Source organism: Sulfuracidifex metallicus DSM 6482 = JCM 9184 (genome assembly GCA_032834875.1).
Classification (GTDB): domain Archaea; phylum Thermoproteota; class Thermoprotei_A; order Sulfolobales; family Sulfolobaceae; genus Sulfuracidifex; species Sulfuracidifex metallicus.
In genome coordinates this window covers 907,139-924,567 of the sequence record CP135238.1, presented here as the reverse complement: position 1 = coordinate 924,567, position 17,429 = coordinate 907,139, and the positions used below count along the sequence as shown (strand labels likewise).

At 40.0% G+C, this 17,429-nt stretch carries 14 protein-coding genes; 5 read left to right on the top strand and 9 right to left on the bottom strand.

The window, feature by feature from the left end; all coding sequences use genetic code 11:
* Nucleotides 1–21: 21 nt before the first annotated feature.
* Nucleotides 22–1,992, top strand: coding sequence for an ABC transporter substrate-binding protein (locus tag RQ359_RS05405; RefSeq protein ID WP_156017576.1), 1,971 nt, complete (start codon nucleotides 22–24; stop codon nucleotides 1,990–1,992).
* 320 nt (nucleotides 1,993–2,312) lie between these two features.
* On the opposite strand, the gene RQ359_RS05400 is transcribed toward RQ359_RS05405, so the two are convergent.
* The 5 genes from RQ359_RS05400 to RQ359_RS05380 all read right to left on the bottom strand — a co-directional run bounded on the left by RQ359_RS05400 (nucleotide 2,313) and on the right by RQ359_RS05380 (nucleotide 8,368).
* Nucleotides 2,313–3,446: an ERAP1-like C-terminal domain-containing protein gene (locus RQ359_RS05400; RefSeq protein ID WP_457921255.1), complete on the bottom strand. Its 1,134-nt coding sequence runs from the start codon at nucleotides 3,444–3,446 to the stop codon at nucleotides 2,313–2,315.
* Nucleotides 3,386–4,627: a M1 family metallopeptidase gene (locus RQ359_RS05395; protein ID WP_457921254.1), complete on the bottom strand. Its 1,242-nt coding sequence runs from the start codon at nucleotides 4,625–4,627 to the stop codon at nucleotides 3,386–3,388. Before RQ359_RS05395 ends, RQ359_RS05400 begins: the two co-directional genes overlap by 61 nt.
* Before the next feature lie 243 nt (nucleotides 4,628–4,870).
* Nucleotides 4,871–6,205, bottom strand: coding sequence for a hypothetical protein (locus tag RQ359_RS05390; protein WP_156017582.1), 1,335 nt, complete (start codon nucleotides 6,203–6,205; stop codon nucleotides 4,871–4,873).
* Between the two features lie 528 nt (nucleotides 6,206–6,733).
* Nucleotides 6,734–7,510, bottom strand: coding sequence for a pyrroline-5-carboxylate reductase (gene proC, locus RQ359_RS05385; protein ID WP_054838581.1), 777 nt, complete (start codon nucleotides 7,508–7,510; stop codon nucleotides 6,734–6,736).
* Between the two features lie 522 nt (nucleotides 7,511–8,032).
* Nucleotides 8,033–8,368, bottom strand: a complete 336-nt coding sequence (locus RQ359_RS05380; protein WP_156017585.1) for a hypothetical protein — start codon at nucleotides 8,366–8,368, stop codon at nucleotides 8,033–8,035.
* Between the two features lie 814 nt (nucleotides 8,369–9,182).
* On the opposite strand from RQ359_RS05380, the gene RQ359_RS05375 reads away from it, so the two are divergent.
* From RQ359_RS05375 to RQ359_RS05365, 3 genes are all read left to right on the top strand, one after another.
* Entirely contained in the window at nucleotides 9,183–10,232 is a 1,050-nt protein-coding gene (locus RQ359_RS05375) for a hypothetical protein (protein WP_156017588.1), read from the top strand.
* Nucleotides 10,233–10,260: 28 nt separating this feature from the next.
* Nucleotides 10,261–10,668 carry a hypothetical protein gene (locus RQ359_RS05370; RefSeq protein WP_156017591.1) on the top strand — a complete coding sequence of 136 codons (408 nt, stop codon included), beginning with the start codon at nucleotides 10,261–10,263 and terminating at the stop codon, nucleotides 10,666–10,668.
* Between the two features lie 295 nt (nucleotides 10,669–10,963).
* Nucleotides 10,964–12,247 carry a TrpB-like pyridoxal phosphate-dependent enzyme gene (locus RQ359_RS05365; protein WP_054839284.1) on the top strand — a complete coding sequence of 428 codons (1,284 nt, stop codon included), beginning with the start codon at nucleotides 10,964–10,966 and terminating at the stop codon, nucleotides 12,245–12,247.
* Nucleotides 12,248–12,769: 522 nt separating this feature from the next.
* Here the strand turns inward: RQ359_RS05365 and RQ359_RS05360 are convergent.
* A complete protein-coding gene (locus RQ359_RS05360; protein WP_420856784.1) occupies nucleotides 12,770–13,600 on the bottom strand; it encodes a glycosyltransferase in 831 nt (276 codons plus the stop codon).
* Nucleotides 13,601–14,923: 1,323 nt separating this feature from the next.
* On the opposite strand from RQ359_RS05360, the gene RQ359_RS05355 reads away from it, so the two are divergent.
* Entirely contained in the window at nucleotides 14,924–15,289 is a 366-nt protein-coding gene (locus tag RQ359_RS05355; RefSeq protein ID WP_162309002.1) for a nucleotidyltransferase family protein, read from the top strand.
* Nucleotides 15,290–15,525: 236 nt separating this feature from the next.
* On the opposite strand, the gene RQ359_RS05350 is transcribed toward RQ359_RS05355, so the two are convergent.
* From RQ359_RS05350 to RQ359_RS05340, 3 genes are read right to left on the bottom strand one after another with little or no spacing between them, the layout of a single operon-like run.
* Complete coding sequence (locus RQ359_RS05350; protein WP_156017597.1) at nucleotides 15,526–15,897, bottom strand: hypothetical protein; 372 nt, start codon at nucleotides 15,895–15,897, stop codon at nucleotides 15,526–15,528.
* A complete protein-coding gene (locus tag RQ359_RS05345) occupies nucleotides 15,894–16,517 on the bottom strand; it encodes a hypothetical protein (RefSeq protein WP_156017598.1) in 624 nt (207 codons plus the stop codon). The genes RQ359_RS05350 and RQ359_RS05345 overlap by 4 nt, the downstream gene beginning before the upstream one ends.
* Entirely contained in the window at nucleotides 16,508–17,383 is an 876-nt protein-coding gene (locus RQ359_RS05340; RefSeq protein ID WP_054839191.1) for an ABC transporter ATP-binding protein, read from the bottom strand. Before RQ359_RS05340 ends, RQ359_RS05345 begins: the two co-directional genes overlap by 10 nt.
* Nucleotides 17,384–17,429 lie beyond the last annotated feature (46 nt).

The following is a 17,429-nucleotide window of genomic DNA, read 5'->3' as shown; positions in this document are numbered from 1 at the left end:
TATCAACAATTCTACGAGACCATGAAGTCTCCATTTTCGTCGAAAAAGAGCAGGCAGGCATTATCTAAGACTGCTGCGATTGCAGTAGTTGTAGTGATAATAATAGCGGTAGCAGCTGGAGTTTATTTCTTAACACATAAAACTACCACTACTACCACAACAACAACTCCAACTTTCGACACTTCTGTGCTCACTGATATAGCACAGCCTGCAGCTCCTGACTCATTGGATCCTGCCACTGGATTTTACGTTCAGGATGGCCCACTTTTCTCAGCAGTTTATCAAGAGTTAGTAGAGTTCAACGGTTCAGACTATCATGAAGTGGTCCCGGTGTTAGCTGAAAACTACAGTGTAGAGAACGACTATAACTCATTTGTCTTCAACATAAGACCTTACGCCACCTTCAGCAACGGGATGCCAGTTAATGCCTCTGACGTATGGTTCTCGCTCTATAGAACTATCCTCATGGGACAAGGTGTAGGAATATCCAACTATATAGGACTTTTATTCAACGCAACACAATATTCTACTGACGGAAACATAGCCCTACCTTGGGGAGTGTGCGACGCCATACAGAACGTCACTGGCATACACACAGAAGGAAACGCTAACCTCACCGCTAAGATCTTGTCCCAGATATTGTCCAACTTTAACCCATCAAATACAACTATAATGAAAATCATGGAATATCCTAATCAGGCTGTAGTAGTTCTTGGCAACAATAAGGTGGAGGTTAACTTGTTACCAGGAATACATTACAAGTTCTTCTTGACGGATATGGCATCATGGTGGGGGGCAATAGTATACCCAGGCTACATCGATGCCCACGGAGGAGTTCAGTACAACCAGCAGAACGATTACATTAATCAAAACGGAGCTATAGGATCTGGACCTTATGTGATTTCCTCGGTGCAGACTGGATTCTCCCAGATTACCCTGAAGGCTAACCCCAATTACTGGGCAAATGGACACTCCGTTCCAGTAGTGGCTCAGCCTGCGAAGATTCCTAATATCGTTATTTACTATGGCTTATCTCACACGGACAGACTTGAAGAATTTGACAAGAACCAAGCTCAGATATCTTACGTGTCCGTGCCATACATATCGCAAATGGAGTCTGGCTATTACAACAGCTCTGCATCTTCCGCTATATTAGATAACTTAGGAGAAACCCCTGGAGTTTTCTACATATCGATGAATGAGCAAGTGTTCCCGACTAACATTACTGATTTCAGACTAGCGTTAGAGCATGCAGTGAACTACACTGACTTACTGGACCTCTATAGTGTTAATGGAAACATCTTAGCTAAGGAATTTCTGGGACCTATATCTCCAACCTTCCCAGGATACTATAACCCAGATAACTTACCTATGTATTCATACAACTTGAACGAGGCAATACATTACTTACAACTTGCAGGTGAACAAGGAAAGTTCTACGTCACTTTACCTAACGGAACTAAGATAGGAGATACAAGCGGATCTCCTTTACCTACATTAGACATATACACACTTTCTCCAGTACCGCAGATAATGCAGGAGGAGCTCACTATTGTCGAGCAGGATCTTGCTCAAATAGGCGTATCAGCGAACATAAAGGCAGTTGCAGCTTCGGTTACAGATAACTGGGACAGTGGGTCCTCGACTCCAGCCCTAGTCCAGCTAGGTTGGGTTCCAGATTGGCCTGATCCAGTTGCACAGCAATTGATACCTCTAACTGACATAAATGATGGAGGACTATCTGGAGACCTTGCATGGATGAACGTAAGTACACTAACTCAAATGTATAACACTTTACCTTACATAACTAACACTACAGAGCAGGAACAGCTAGTAGGAAAAGCCTACAACATTACTTACAACAATGCGCCCTACATATGGTTACCTTACCCATCTACATACTACTTCGTTCAGCCATACATAGGAGGTTTCCAATATAATCCGTACGTAGGGTACTTCTACAACATGATGTACTATAAGTACGCCCCATAACGGACCTAGACAGGAATATCAATATAAAACAATCAAGAAAAGATCTTTTTTTCTTTTTACATCTAATATATTCCAACTTTGCAAGATTAGCCTTTTTCTTATCATTCTTCCGTCTAACCTAAGATTTCTCTCATGATTTTCTAACATCTAACCAAACTAAAGTAGACGTTATTTATACTTGTTAATTTTTTAAAAAGGGAAACGGAGAAATGGATTAATAGATGAGCTTTGTGAGAGATCTATAAACATATAGCTCTTCTTAGCTTTTATTCATAAAAAGAATTAAAATAAGAATAAAGGAAAATGTCTATCTTTCTATTTCATAGTAACTTCCTGTAAAGTTCGAGCTTCTGTTTGCCTACCTCCACAAATGATTTCCCCGATTTAATTTCAGAAGCTATGTCTAAAGCGTCCTCATGTTTGAGACCTACGAAAGGCAATATATTAGACATTATCACTCCCATCCTCGGAGTACCTTCATAGTACTTTGAAATCCTCTCCATGTGAGCCTTGAACCACTCCCACGTGACGTCTCTAGCCCGCGGATATATAGAACCCCAGATCACCATGAATGGTATATCTTGTTTCTTGACCTCTCCTGAGAGTGACATATTGAGCGTGTTGGCAATTAGATGTGGTTCATGTGATGCAAGCATTCCTTTCAAGTACCTCAATTTCTCTTCATCGAATTTAGAGTTCTTGTACATCTCCATCAACTTCTCAAATCCCTTTTCTCCTTTCGCAACAGAGTAAGCGATGACAACTGCGTCCTTCATCTCAGGCACTAGGGACTCCATGTTATCCATCATAGTAGAGACTTTGGCTGCGAAGTCTCTATCCATGTATGAAAGGGAAGCTATCATAGATGCGTAAGTTTGCCTGTCTACATCTGACTTCCTGTTCTCCCACTTGGCGACATAATTTGAAATGATATCCTTAGCTAAAGACCATTTGTCTGAATTTATGTTATAAAGCAGCGTCAACTGAGATGCCACCTCCCCCGCAGGCAAATAATGTTCCTCACTCTCCATCCTCTTTACTAGGTAAACGTACTCCTCTGGAGTGATGATTCCCTTCAACAGGAAGGCAAAGTAGTCATTGATTAACCCCCACCTTTCCATTGGGTTCGGATCGCTCTGGAAGAAAGACTCTAAGTCCTCATAGAAGACACGATAGAATCCTGTCCTGTCCAAGTTGAGCTTTACCTTCTTACCTTCCAAATAGGTTTCCTTACCATCCATCAGGAACTGAGTCTGCTTGCCATCAACAATTGCAGTAACGGGAACCATGTATAACCTATCTTCAGCCTTCACAAGGGAGAATCTTTCCTGGGTTATTCTCACTTTTCCTCCTTCTGAACGCGAAACCCTCAACATTGGATAACCTTCGTGAGTTATCCACTCTTCCATGATTGAATTAACGTCCTTTCCCGAGCCTGAGAAAGGGAAGTCCATAAGTCGGAAGCCTTGGCATTGGAGAAGGAGAACTTCCTCAAGTATTCTGAAACTCCCTTCTTGAAGTTCTCCTTACCAATATATGCCTCTATCATCCTAAGGATACTAGCCCCTTTACCGTAACTTATGTCATCGAATATCTCCTCAATTTCGTCAGGAGTCTTCACTGTAACGTGAATAGGGTGAGTGAACAACGAATCCCTTTCCATTGCCTCTGCTGTCTCAATTGAAACGAAGTAGCCCATTGCATCCCAGTCCTTTCTTATATCTTCCAGTGCCTTATGACTCATAAATGTTGCAAAGCTTTCGTTAAGCCAAAGGTCATCCCACCACTTCATTGTAACTAGGTCGCCAAACCACTGATGTGCCAACTCGTGAGCTACGGTAATGGAGACTCTCCTCTTTAACGAGAACGGCGATTTATCACTAACCAGAAGTGCTATCTCCCTAAAGGTAATAGCCCCCCAGTTCTCCATTGCGCCTGCAGAGAACTCCGGCACAGCTATAAGATGCATCTTGGGTAACTGATAAGGGATCGAGAAGTAGTTTTCATAGAACTCAATAGATTCCTTCGCAATGCGTAGAGAAAACTTACCCCTAACGGATTTCCCTGGAGCTGTTGCTAGAATGAGGGGAAACCTGAATTCTTCTTTTATCTCCTCAAAATTACCTATTCCTAGATAAAGAAGATAAGTTGACATTTTGGGCGTTTCGTGGAATTTAACAATCTTCCTATCACCTTTCTCAATCACTTCCTTTACTGGCATGTTCGAAATGACATCTTTGTTCTTATCGACTTCGACTGTAAGGAGAAACTTAGCCTTCTTGGAAGGATCATCAATACAAGGTATGAAGCGTCTTGCATAGTTGGCTTCAAACTGCGTTGAAATCATGTAACCCCCTTCATAGGGAGCTTTATAGATTCCAACTATCCCGTCCTGATCCACGTCAGCCTCAAACTGTACCTCTAAGGTACCGCTGAACTTTCCAGTCTTAATGTGGATTATATCCCCTTCCCTTGAAAAGGGTAGTTCTCTTCCATCAGCCTTCACTGATTTAACATCATGATTAACCGAGTCCAGAAAAAGGTCCTCATCGGTTGAAAGGGTTATCTTAACTGTCCCTTGATAGTGTAACTCCTTAAAAGAGAGATTTATTTCATAAGATGAAACCTCTACCATGAAGAAAATATGAGAAACATGGTTAAAAGATGATCGTACGATGATTTAAGGTTACGTAAGGTGAGATCAGGAAGGTATATAATGAAGTCATTAATAGGAGACGAAAAATTTTTCATGACACCATAGGATTAAATAGACTCCTCAATGCAATTAGCTCTTTAGATTTATTACTTATCAATTTTTTAAAAAAATGAGATAATTAAGTCTTTAAAACTAACTAAACAAAAATTTTGTAAGTTAAGTTTATGATAGTAGGCTAACCTCACTCTGTATTAAGTCCATCAGATAGGCTCCTTCATCAACCTTTGAATAGTATGCTGCAGTGATTGCAAAGTTATCGTATGATGCGACGGCATATGTAAGATTGGAATGTGGTAGATATACTATTAATAGTCGTGCACCATTGCTAGTTCCGTTGAAGTAAATTGTCCCATTAACATGAGTTGATAATAAGTCTATCAAGTTAGTTATTGCTGTTCCGTTAGTCGTGTTAGCTACTGCTAGGGATATAAATTGAACAGATGGATGATGAGAAGAAGTTGTCATTACTTGAGCAGAAACGAGCTCAGATGCTGAGGTAAAGTTAACGTACTTTAGATATTTCAGGAAAGTTACGTTCATATTGAAGCTTACGTTGTGTACGTTATAGGTTGTGTTAGTAGTGTAGTTTATTGACATTGCAATATTGCGTAGTAAAGTAGCGTTGAGATATCCGTACTCTATCGTGGGAAAAGCCGTGCTAACCAGCTGCTTAGGCGGAGATGGAATCTTTCCTGAGTCTATCAAGGCTAACATTTTAAGGGTAGAGAATGCCGTGTTTGAAACGTTCTGAGTACCTGCTGCAACTACAAAGAATGCCCTTCCATTGCTAAGGTAACCGAAGGCTATACCGAGAACAGCTTTTGATTTCATCATTGATATATTGCCCATGAAATTATGGTTCGAACTTGCATTATAGTAACCGTAGACGTACTGTAAACCGTTATAATAACCTGAGGATGCGTTCTTCAATATTGAACCTAGGATACCGCTTATCAGCATGGCAGACGACTCTCCCTTGGTAGTATTGTAATTAAATGCGGATAGCAGCATATACGTAGTTGAGTTATGTGCCAACACTTCCATGTAAACTGGAGCTGACATATTAATTATGTAAGCAAACTTGGACGTTGGAATTCCAGATGGAAACATTGCGGATGAAATACTGGAGCCGCCTACAGTAGATCCTACCTTGAGCGTGTTGAGGTTCTCTATTTCTAGGTAAGATAATACGTAGAATTTGTTCATCCCAGTTACTGAAGTTGCATTAGAAGGAGAGAATAGACCGTAGTAGGAATTTGCAGTGGACGGAAATACTTGGGTAGTATTAGAGGAAGTTGATGTAGAAGTTGATGTAGATGATGTAGAAGTTGATGTAGAGCTAGTTGAAGTTGTAGTTGAAGTTGTAGAAGGAACTATCATAGACGTAGAGCTAGATGTAGAGGTTGAAGGGTGACTAGTATAAACATAAAGTGCAGCACCAGCAGCAACAACAATAAGCACAATGGCAATTATACCAATTAGTATGCTAGTTTTCATAAATGATGTTACGAAGATTATATTATAAGTCTTTTCCGAAGTACCTTTACGCTAAATTTAATAACCAATGTTAAAGGTAGGGGGTTATTATAGGAACGTTTCTTTTTGACATAAAGAAGAAACTGAGAACGTGCTCGTACGTTTATATAATATACATCATAGCTCATTTAATAACAAATAGACTTTATTTTTCAATAAAGTCCAACTCTTGCGTGTAAGCAACAATTCCGAGAAGTTAAAGATAGCACTTTAGCTATAAAAATATTGAAGCTTCAACGCTTATGTATAAAAACATTAATATGTAAATATATATTCTTTTTCCTCAGATTTAACTCCAATAAAATGAAGCATTTATTATAATTCATATATACAAGTTAATATTTATTTTTTTATCTAAAAAATGAGAAAATAGAGGGGGAAAATACGTTAAGTGCAAAATGCTCATGAGCTTTCTCAAGTCATGTGAATTCAGTGATTTACGGAAAGCTTTCCGTCTCCACATGGATAAAAAATAATATAAGGAGATCGTTAGTGTTGTAGAGACATCTCTAACTCCTCGGAAATCTCCTTAGAGCGTCTTGACGCATCATATATAGCCTTAATTAGACCTCCCTTAACCTTCTCGTACTCCATCGTGTATATGGCTTCAATTGTGGTTCCCCCTGGAGTAGCTACCTTATCTCTTAGGCTTGAGGGACTTTCTTTCCTCAACAACTCAAGGGTAACTTCTAGCGTGTCCAATAATGCGGAAAGGGAAACTGAAGGTTTTAGCCCAGCTTTAACTCCTCCCAACATTAAACCGTCAATCAATTCAGCCAAAATTCCGGGACCGCTACCAACAAGTGCGGTCCATGCATCAAATGATCTTTCATCAATCCAGAAAGTCTTTCCAACCATGGAGAAAATTTCCTCTACATTTTCCTCTATTTCGTCGCCAGAGAGGGCAGTAACGGATTTCTTTATTGATATGCCCAAGTTAGGCATAGCCCTAAACACACGCTTGGAACCGGTTATCCTCTTTAACGATTCGATCCTCACTCCAGCAATTACAGAGATGAGAGTTTTTTCGCTCATCAAATCATACGTTTCCCTTAAGACATCCCTCAGTTGAAAGGGCTTCACGCTCAAGACTACTACGTCAGCCCACGATACTGCGTCTCTGTTCTTCATTACTTGAAAACCTCTTTCTCTCAATATAGAAACGGTCTTCTCTGACTTAGCGGTGACTACAACTTGATATTTTCCCCTGATCCCAAGCGCTAGAGAAGATCCTATGTTTCCCGCTCCTATGATTGCAATTTTCATGCTACAGAGAAAAAAGGTGCGACAACTAATAAATGGTCTAGTTGGTTAAACGAGGAATTTGGATGAAACTTAAGTTATTAGGGTAGAGGTCATGTAGACGTGATCGTTTACATGCGCTGTATCTTTTCCCCTTTTTCATGACTCTTGTGATAACTTTTTTCTTATTTTTAAATAAAGACAAAAATTACGCATTTCTTGCTTTACCCTTATATCTACCTCTTGTCTATTCATCAAACAATGATATTCGCATTCTTTTAGCTCAGACACATTACCATTTTTCCAAAAGACCCTGCAAATGCGGAACACTTTAAAGAAGAATATCTCTTACAATACTAGAATAAACACGAAGACAAATACTGAGAATATCAATTCACTATTAAATATAGTCTATATAAAATAAAACTAAGGAATACAATCTAAGATATTTTTTATATTTATATTTAAAAAATGAAATATTAAATATATATTCCACCTATCAGAATAAAGAGAAAATAGCCTAAAAAAACTATTATAGCATTTGTTTTATATCCTCCAAACGAGTTTTTCTTTATATATCCAAAAAAATGAGTTGGAATTAGCTAAATGAAATATTAAACCTAAAATGATAGCTGGTATCATAAAATTTTTTGGTAAAAATAAAATAACAGTTACAATATAAAATATCAGCTCCACAAAAAACGCTATAGTTCCGTTCTTCCACATACTTAATCCTACTTTCTTGTCTTTACCGAAACCTTTCACCGGCATGTCATGCATATGGTAAAAGTAATCAAGAAACCAATGCGATGTAGTTCCAATCAAAAATAATGGAAATATAAGAGCATTTTCAAGTACTATAGAGAAAATTGCTGCTGGCATTGCATAAAATAAGGAAGACAATATAAGAGAGTGAGAATTAAGGATAGCTTTCAAACTTAACGTTACTCATGAAAGGATCTTCCTTATTTATAAGTACTTTTTCTTTTCCAATTAGAACTAAAACTGGCCATAATAAATCTGGAAAACTTACCGCTGTTAAAAATACCCATAAAGGTATGGAAGGGAAAAATAGCCTAGAATAAAAGCTATTCCGAAATGTCCTATAAACATTGTAGACTACTAATAGAGATTTTAAGATACAATAAAACTATTTGTTAAAATCTTTCTTTACATATTTTTGTAAAAATTCCAAATATTTTATATGCTATAGCTTTTCCTTAAGTTATTTGAATGATGGTCTTAGGACATAGGACTAATACCGCCAAGTTCTCCGCATTGTTTAACTTTGATCTTTAGTTTTAGAAAATATAGTTATTTTTATATGTATTTATAGTGTCAAAGAATTCATAACTCAAACCGACTTCATACTCGCCATAAAAGGCAAGGCTTTTAGTACTCTATAACTTATTTTAGACTTCTGTCATTGAATGTTAGATCCTTCTTATCTTATGTCTCTCTGACCTTACCTAACAGTAGTTTCTTACTTTCTTTTCGTTTTTTTCTCTTTTTTATCCTTTCTTTATTATTAACTTATATTAGAATCAAAACTTCTCAAAGAAGTAGGTCTTACTTATAATCATGTCTTATTAGTTAGCACTTTCTAGGTCTCAATTCAACTTCCCCTCTTTCTTACGGTCAAGAAGTTAGCTTGATAACCCCTAGAGTTAAAAGACTAGGAAAAATCATTATTAATGTGAGGTTTTACAGTCACGAGGCGAGGATGGCTCTCTTCGCCGTTACAGCGTTAATTGTTGCAGTTGCTGTAACCAAGGTACACTTCCTCAACTTCGGCGAACCTCTTGACCAAGTTTTAGAGGTTGGAATTGGTTCACTCTTAATCTCGCTGATATCCCAAGCCTACCTCGATGGCGAGGAGCCAGTGAAATACTTCCTCTCCTGGTTCTGGGCTTTCTTCGTGAGCGAGTTCTTTCTAGGTTATACTCCATTTTTCCCTTATCATCTAGGGCTACTCACTTACGTAGCTTCCCCTCTACTATACGCTATAGTTGGCTCTGCAATAACGTCCTTGGTTAGGTTAAACAGAGTGAAACAGGAAACCCACGGATTGCCTTCACTACAGATGTGGAGTGCTACAGTGGTTTACGTTTCATTCTTTCTTCTTTCCCACTTTTTCAAGCTGGATCGTCTGGCGGATGAGGTGATTCCTTTCTTCCTTTTTTCATACCTTCTTTCGTTCTTCGCCGTAGGTAAGGAGTATGGAACAAGCTTCAATTTGTCGTTGATAGGACTCTTAGCCACTGCAGGGTTCCTAACTGGAGACGCAATTTTGAAGACTGGCCTCATCCTTCCCGTCCTGGTTCTTGGTATAGCTCTGCTCTATTACGGAGTCACAATGAGAGTCGTTGTGGTTTACACCAAAAAGGGAATTGCAGGTGGAGTTGTAACGTCAAACTTCGCTGTCTTTCTCTTCCCATTGGTGACTATCTTGGTATGGTACGCGATTTCCCATTACGTGGGATATCTGCCTTATCCAAACAAGCTGAACTTCTCAGTTATATTTCTCCCTGAGACCGTGGGTAACGTTATAGTGGATACGCTGAAGGGAAGGAAGTTGGACGTTGCAGGCGGGGGAATAGTGGGAGGAGTCGGCTTAGCGGACGGTCTTTGGTTGGACTTGGTAGCAACAATGCTCTATTACTTGTTTTTCCTGACACTGGGACTTTACTTTGGCTCAATAGCATATGTAATATCCAGCCTTATAATAAGTGCGATCTCACTCTGAAAACCGGACAAGAATATAAATACATTGCATGCATTCATCATATCAAGTAAAACTCGGGGTGCTTCTAGGGACGAGATACGTAGGTAGAATCGAGGACGAGATAAACATGGCAAAGGGGGACTTGCTCTCTATTCACGGGAATAGACTAAAGATCTATGGTAGTGTAAATAGAACCTACCAAATAGACGTGGATGAACCTTTCTGGTTTCTCACCATATTGGCTGAGAACTACAAGGTCAGATCTATGAGGATATACAAGGACAGGAACTTCACGGGGAGAGGAAGAGTTGACTACACCTACGTGGCAGATCTGGACAGTTACCCCAATCCAATCACGTTTAAGCCAGCCAACTCCTTTGACGCTCACCTCCTGAGCTTTGTTATTAGGCTACGACAATTGTTTAAAGGAAATGGAGGAACGGGAAAACCTTATTGAGGCTTTCCTGGAGATATAGGAGAGTTCAGTACGTATATCTCAGCTAGTTGAGATATCTCCTTTCCTTTCTATTTATATCTTCTTCTTTTTTTACTTTTTACTTTATCTTCCTTTTTCCATATATTTGGCGTGTTCTCTTCTATACGTATCCTCTTCATTTAGTCTTACTTCAGCCCCTGACGTGATCTGTTGGAATTATAGTTGTGTGTAAACGTCTCTTATCCTGTCGCCACACGGTTCATGTAATAGTGCGAGGAAGTCCTCTTTTTAAGGACTTAGATATATATAATATCTTATGATAACTAGATACGATTTACCTCAGGATCAGATACCTAAAACGTGGTACAACATATTGCCAGATCTTCCAGAGCCGTTACCTACACCTATGGACGAAACAGGTAGGTCAATGGAAATCCTCAAGCAAGTTCTACCCTCAAAAGTCCTTGAATATGAATTCTCGCAGGAAAGGTATCCTAAGATACCTGAAGAGATTCTCGATAGGTACATGCAGATTGGAAGACCTACCCCGCTTATAAGGGCTAGAAAACTCGAGGACTACTTGGGAAACACGGTTAAGATTTTCCTGAAAATGGAGAGCCACACTTACACCGGATCACATAAGATAAACAGTGCCCTTGCACACGTTTACTTCGCCAAAGAGGAGGGAGCTAATTTTGTGTCCACAGAAACTGGGGCAGGACAGTGGGGTGCAGCAGTTTCCTTAGCTGCAGCTCTATTCAAAGTGAAGGCTCACGTTTTCATGGTTAGGACAAGCTACTTCGCAAAACCATACAGACGGTACTTAATGCAGATGTATAGGGCAGACGTACATCCTTCTCCTTCAGAGTTCACACCTTACGGTAGGGAACTGCTTGAGAAGGATCCTAACAACCCTGGCTCCCTAGGTATAGCAATCACGGACGCAGTTAGGTTCGCTTTGGAGAACAGAGGAAAGTACGTGGTAGGGAGCGTAGTCAACTCCGACATAATGTTCAAGACAATCGCAGGTCAGGAAGCTAAGGTGCAAATGGAGATGGCTGGCGAAAATCCAGATTACATCATAGGGGTGGTGGGAGGTGGTTCCAACTATGCAGCATTAGCTTATCCCTTCCTTGGAGACGAGTTGAGAAGCGGAAAAATCAGGAGAAAGTACATAGCCTCAGGATCGCTAGAGGTACCCAAGATGACACAAGGTGTATACAGATATGATTACCCTGACAGCGGGAAGGTTCTACCCCAGCTAAAGATGTACACTATAGGTTCACAGTTCATACCTCCGCCAGTATACGCAGGAGGATTGAGATACCACGCCGTTGCACCAACACTTTCCCTACTCATGAACAAAGGGATAGTTGAATCTAGGGACTACGATCAAGACACAGCTTTCAAGTGGGCTAGGATATTCTCCGAGGTTGAGGGATGGGTTCCTGCTCCTGAAACTAGCCACGCGTTACCAATAATAAAGGAAATAGCGGATCAAGCTAGAGAGGAAGGAGAGAAGAAGACCGTGTTGGTGAGCTTCTCAGGTCACGGTCTATTGGATCTAGGAAACTATGCTGAAGTATTAGGTTTTAAGTGAACGCATAATTAACTTTTAACTAGATGAGTGGAAAGAGGAAGTTGAAGAGAAGAAGCTGAGAAGAGTTAAAGGAAAAACAAATAAAAGGAGCAATAAAATTACATAGCAAAGTTTTGCTGACTTCCTTCATAACTTGACATGACTTTTACTGTGATGTAAATAAATAATATGTATAAGAGAAGAAAGAAGGATAAGAAGATTAACTTTAAGCGAAGAAAATTCCTCCTATTTTTACCTTATCATGCCTCAAGATAAAAATGTTTAGCATCTCAAAACATCTCAAAAAATGCATCCATCCCAAAACGCATTTTCCTTCTTTCTTCTCTCCTATCCCTTTCCTATATTACCAGGTAAAAGTGTATTTTTCTTTATGTCAGCTAGAGAAAAAGAGCAAGATATTAACATGAACGCGCCCTTTCACATGCTAATCTTCAAGCTCTTCCTCAGCATTTCTCTCACTCGCCTCGCTTCATATCCTCCTTTAATTGCTTCAAGGGCTATCCTTAGACCTATCCTTAGACCTTACACTGCAGCAAGAGACTCAGGCCTTTTATCCTTCATGTTCCACTTCATTGTCTTAATTTTCATGTCAAAAAATAGTTTTTTCAAGTTGACCTTATAAAACTTGGAGAAATAATACGCTGACAACACGCTTTCAGCGTAGAGCTGTTTGATCACGTTTAGATCCTTAGATCTACTTATGGACTCTCTCTCAAGGTGAACAGTCTCGCAACAGTTCTCGATGAGGACTGAGTGAAAACCTTTCCTCAAGGCGTGAACTCCTAGGTAGTTCTCGTAATAAGCCCCACGAAAGGTCATTTCCTCAAGTCTGAAGTCCTTGTATACTTCCCTTTTAACACTCATATTATAACCCGATAGACCGAGGGTCTTCACGACGTTTCCAGACTTCATCACATTTTTATTGTAAGTCCAGAGACCAGTCTCCGCTATAATGACTACGTATTCTGACATCCTTGGGTCTATTGGTTTCTCGAATATCTTGGAGTAGATCCTCTCCGCTAAGCCAAACCTAATCTTCCTCACCGTCTTGTTGTTTCCAACTATTCCCCTTTCCGAAACCTGATGGGATTTAACGTGATCTTCTACCCAGTTACTTGAGGGAACAGTGCCGTCATCAGTCAAGAGAAGCAAGTCGGAATCTGCCCTAGAAAACAGCATGTTCATAGCCTCCTCAATGTAACCTTTGTCCTGATATATTATTTCCAAGTCTAACTTGTCCTTATACCTTGAGATCACCTCCTCCGTCCTATCTCCCTCAGAGGGTTTGTAGACCAAGAGAACTCTGAACCTCCTAAAGGATTGCCTCCTTAGAGCCTCGAGAAAACCTTCAATTGTGGTACCATCGTTCCTCTGACTTCCTCCCCGCCCTGGAAGGGCGAGGGTTCCCCTCCAGAGGGTTCATAGTTCCCACCATCGATTCGGGATTACATCTCTCATTTGGTGGGCAGTCGAGTGGCTCAGAGAACCACTCCCATTTGGACAGAGTGAGTAGGGGACTTTCATTGCTGAGCTCTAGTCCCTTGAAGGAAAAGGAAGATGATGGTTGCTCCTCTCACAGTCCCATTAAGCCCCCAATCGAGCTGGGGAGGAGCATCGTTAGCGTCACTAAAAGATTTTTGAAAAAAGAAATATTTAAATATAAGGGGGCTATCCATCCCCGCCTTAAAAGGCGAGGCTTTCCGCCCCCTTAACCCCCTTCTCTGTAAGTGGGAACTCCTATTGTAACCTCCATGTGAATGACCCGATAATCTCCAGTTTAGATGATAATGCTGGAATTAAAGCATGATTCATCAAAATGTTCTTTACTTCTTTTGTATTTTATTTGATCCATTTCAAAGATAAAGTCTACCTTTGTAATGTATAAGTATAGAGTATGACATTTGATATATTTAAACAAGTTTATGTGCAACAAGAGTTATAAGATTTATTTATAATCTATATAACATGCTAAGCCTAGACGACAAGAGAGAGATAACGTGTACAAAAGAAAGTTACGGTTTCGAGATATGCGTAAGCTACTCCTTCGGTAAAGAGAACAAGGAGGAATAGTGAAGGTTAGTCAGGTATAATGGAAGCTGAATAGAGACTAGCTAAAGGATAGATAATAAATCTCCTTAAACTCTTTATATTTCAGTGTAGCCTAAGTATCTTATATAAACTTCGAACGTGTGAATTACACCATCTAAAACACTGAATTTCCTTATTTATGTCTCTATTTTATCAAAGAAGGAGAAGATATGAGAGTGGTTCCAGTTAGATTTTCTTATTTATGAAGGCTTTATATTTACGTTACGTACTTAAACTAGAATTGGAGAAGGCTAATCTCAAAAGCTTAACCTTAATAAAGAAAGTAGATATTACTTCGTGTAAGCGTACCTTATACAAGTTTAAAAGAGAATTGATACGACAGACTTTCATATGGTATTAGTATTTAAGAGGACGATCACAATTTAGTTTCAGCGCCTAATTTGAATGAGAGAATCTATAACTTCTAAAACTTTACATAAAGATTTATGTAATCGCTAAACCATAAGGGTAACATTCCATAATCAGATGAAGCCAGAAACAAAAAAGGGCAAAGAGGAAAGGGAATTTATGTGATAAGATCATTTCCAGATGCTAATGAAAGAACCTCAAAATAATCGTGAAAGTAGATTGTCTATTAGACAAAGAGAATTCATGGATTACGTTTACGAATTGTGCAGTAAATATACGGTTATCCTTTTCGGCTCCAGAGGTAGAGGAGACTTCACGGAGGAGAGCGACTACGACATCTTGGTGATCGGTGAAGGCAATGTTCCCATGCACCAAGAGGAATGGATAGACGTATACTTCGTAGAACTGTCCTCGTTAGATAAGAAGATAGAGGAGTTTCATCCCTTCGTTATAGATTCTTTTTACGAGGGTTTTCCCTTATGTGATACACTGAAGATATACGACAAGATTAAGGTAAAAGTTCTGGAGAGAGTTAAGGGATTTAGAAAGGATAAGATTGGATGGATAAAGGAAAGTAAGAAATAGCCATCTTTTTCCTCTTCTCCTAATCTTTTACTCTTTCAATATATATCTTAATAAAATGACATTCAGAACCGTATACGGTTGACAGGAGATGATCAACATATGAGCAAACATGATAGCAACGTAAAGCGAAGAGAAAGAAGGAGAGGAAAAAGATAAAAAGTTCAGACAAACTTCACATTTTCTACATATCACTAGAAGCCTGAGGAAATAACATCTCTTCTCTCACCACATATCCTCTACTTTCTCATTCTGTTGATTGCTTCCCTGCTTACCTCCACAAGTATCCCAACTATCATCAGTGATATTGAGACGTCCATGAAGTCTTTACCATAAAACAATGTTAACCCGTGAAGAGTAACTAAGGCCGTTCCGTTTCCATTCATTGTGAAGTTAGTAAAACATGTCACTGCACCTTGGCTCAGGTTCTCCTCTAGACCTTCCGACTTTATCTGATACTTACCGTGGACCACGTTTACGGTGGCTGACTTAAACCATGGAGGCATAGTGAACTGGTCCTTAACCCTTACGGTAGGATTGAAAGGAAACACAATTTCACCCAATAGGAGAATGATAATACCCATTGACAATAGTACTAAACCGTACCTCAAACTGATACGCCCTTAAAGAGAAAGTATGCTAACGCAAAAGACACCAAATCCATGGGAACCAAGATGAGTTGGTTAACTAACCCGCCGAAGAAGAAGAAGAAAAGGGAGAAAATTGCAACAACCACTGAACCCACAAAAGATCTGAATGGTCTCTTCACAAGGATAGTGATCACGTAGGACAAGTTAGCCAGAAAAAGGAAGGGAAGGAGGAATAATAACTCCCACGTAGGTCCTGCGTCGAAGGAAGAGAGAATAAAAACCAGGAAGCATGAGACTAAGAAGAAAAGGGCTGGAAGTATCACGTCCACTGCATAAAAGGTGAGGAAGACTAAATCTTTCCTCCTCATCTGGAGAAAAGTGATGATAATCCCATCAGCGAAATCTTGACCCAGGCCGAAGGATGTATTCCTCAAAGTTAGTACTGCCATGACTAGAGATACCAAGGTAAATAGTATCTGGAACAGGGATGACCCTGAACTTGAAGTAATTGACCTGCTCTCTGGGAATGAGACGTTGTAGGCTACCACGATCCCTGCACTCAGTGCCATGGAGAGATCTAAGTAGGTGAGGAGACCCGATAGCCCATACCTATGCTTCAGAAACATCTCGGTCATTCCCAACCTAATTCACCTTGAACGCTCTTATCCAGAAGGGAGTTCCTGAGATAAAAGATCCTAGCCCCTGAGGCGTTAATCCTAGAGACTACATCAACCATGTTACCTCTCACCTTGATTTGATTTCCTGTTACCTCAGTTGTGTAGCCCTTCAACGCCTCCCTTGCTACCTCAACGTTGTCGACCACAATGTAGAACTCCTCTAACATGTCCTTCCTTATGAGACGTGAAACCTCGCCAGAGTATTTCACGATACCGTTGTTTATCCCCATGACGTGAGTTGAGATTGATATGACCTCTGAGGCAATATGAGAGGAGATCAACACTGTAACCCCCATCTTCTCCTTAAGCCTAATGAAAATGTTGTAAACTTCAAAACGAGATGCAACGTCGAGGTTTGCTGTAGGTTCGTCCGCGACTATCAATTCAGGATTTTTCAGCAGAGAGAAGACTATTTGAAGCTTTTGCTTAGTCCCCGTAGAGAGGTCTTTTACTTTGTTCTTGAAGAACAGTGAGAGGTTAAGTTCGTCCATGAGATTTACAACGTCCTTGAGGTTAACGCGAAACTCGGAGGCAGCTTCCCTAACCACGTCCTCCACTGTTATAAGGGTCGGTAGGAAAGGTCTATCCAATATGATTGAGAGCCTCCTTGGAAGAGATATTGGTTTCCATGGGTCCTCCCCGAGAACGGAGATGTGACCATAGGTCTTATTGATCAAGCCGGAGATAATCTTGAGAAGGGTTGACTTCCCAGCACCATTTGGACCAACAACAGCTGTTATTGTACCCCTACTTACGATGAAAGAGATTCCATGGAGGGCTTCAAAATCGCCGAACCTCTTTGTTAAGCCCTCGGCTTCAACAACTGACATCGTGTATAGATTGATTGAACTCATAAAAATATGACGTCTAGGCAAA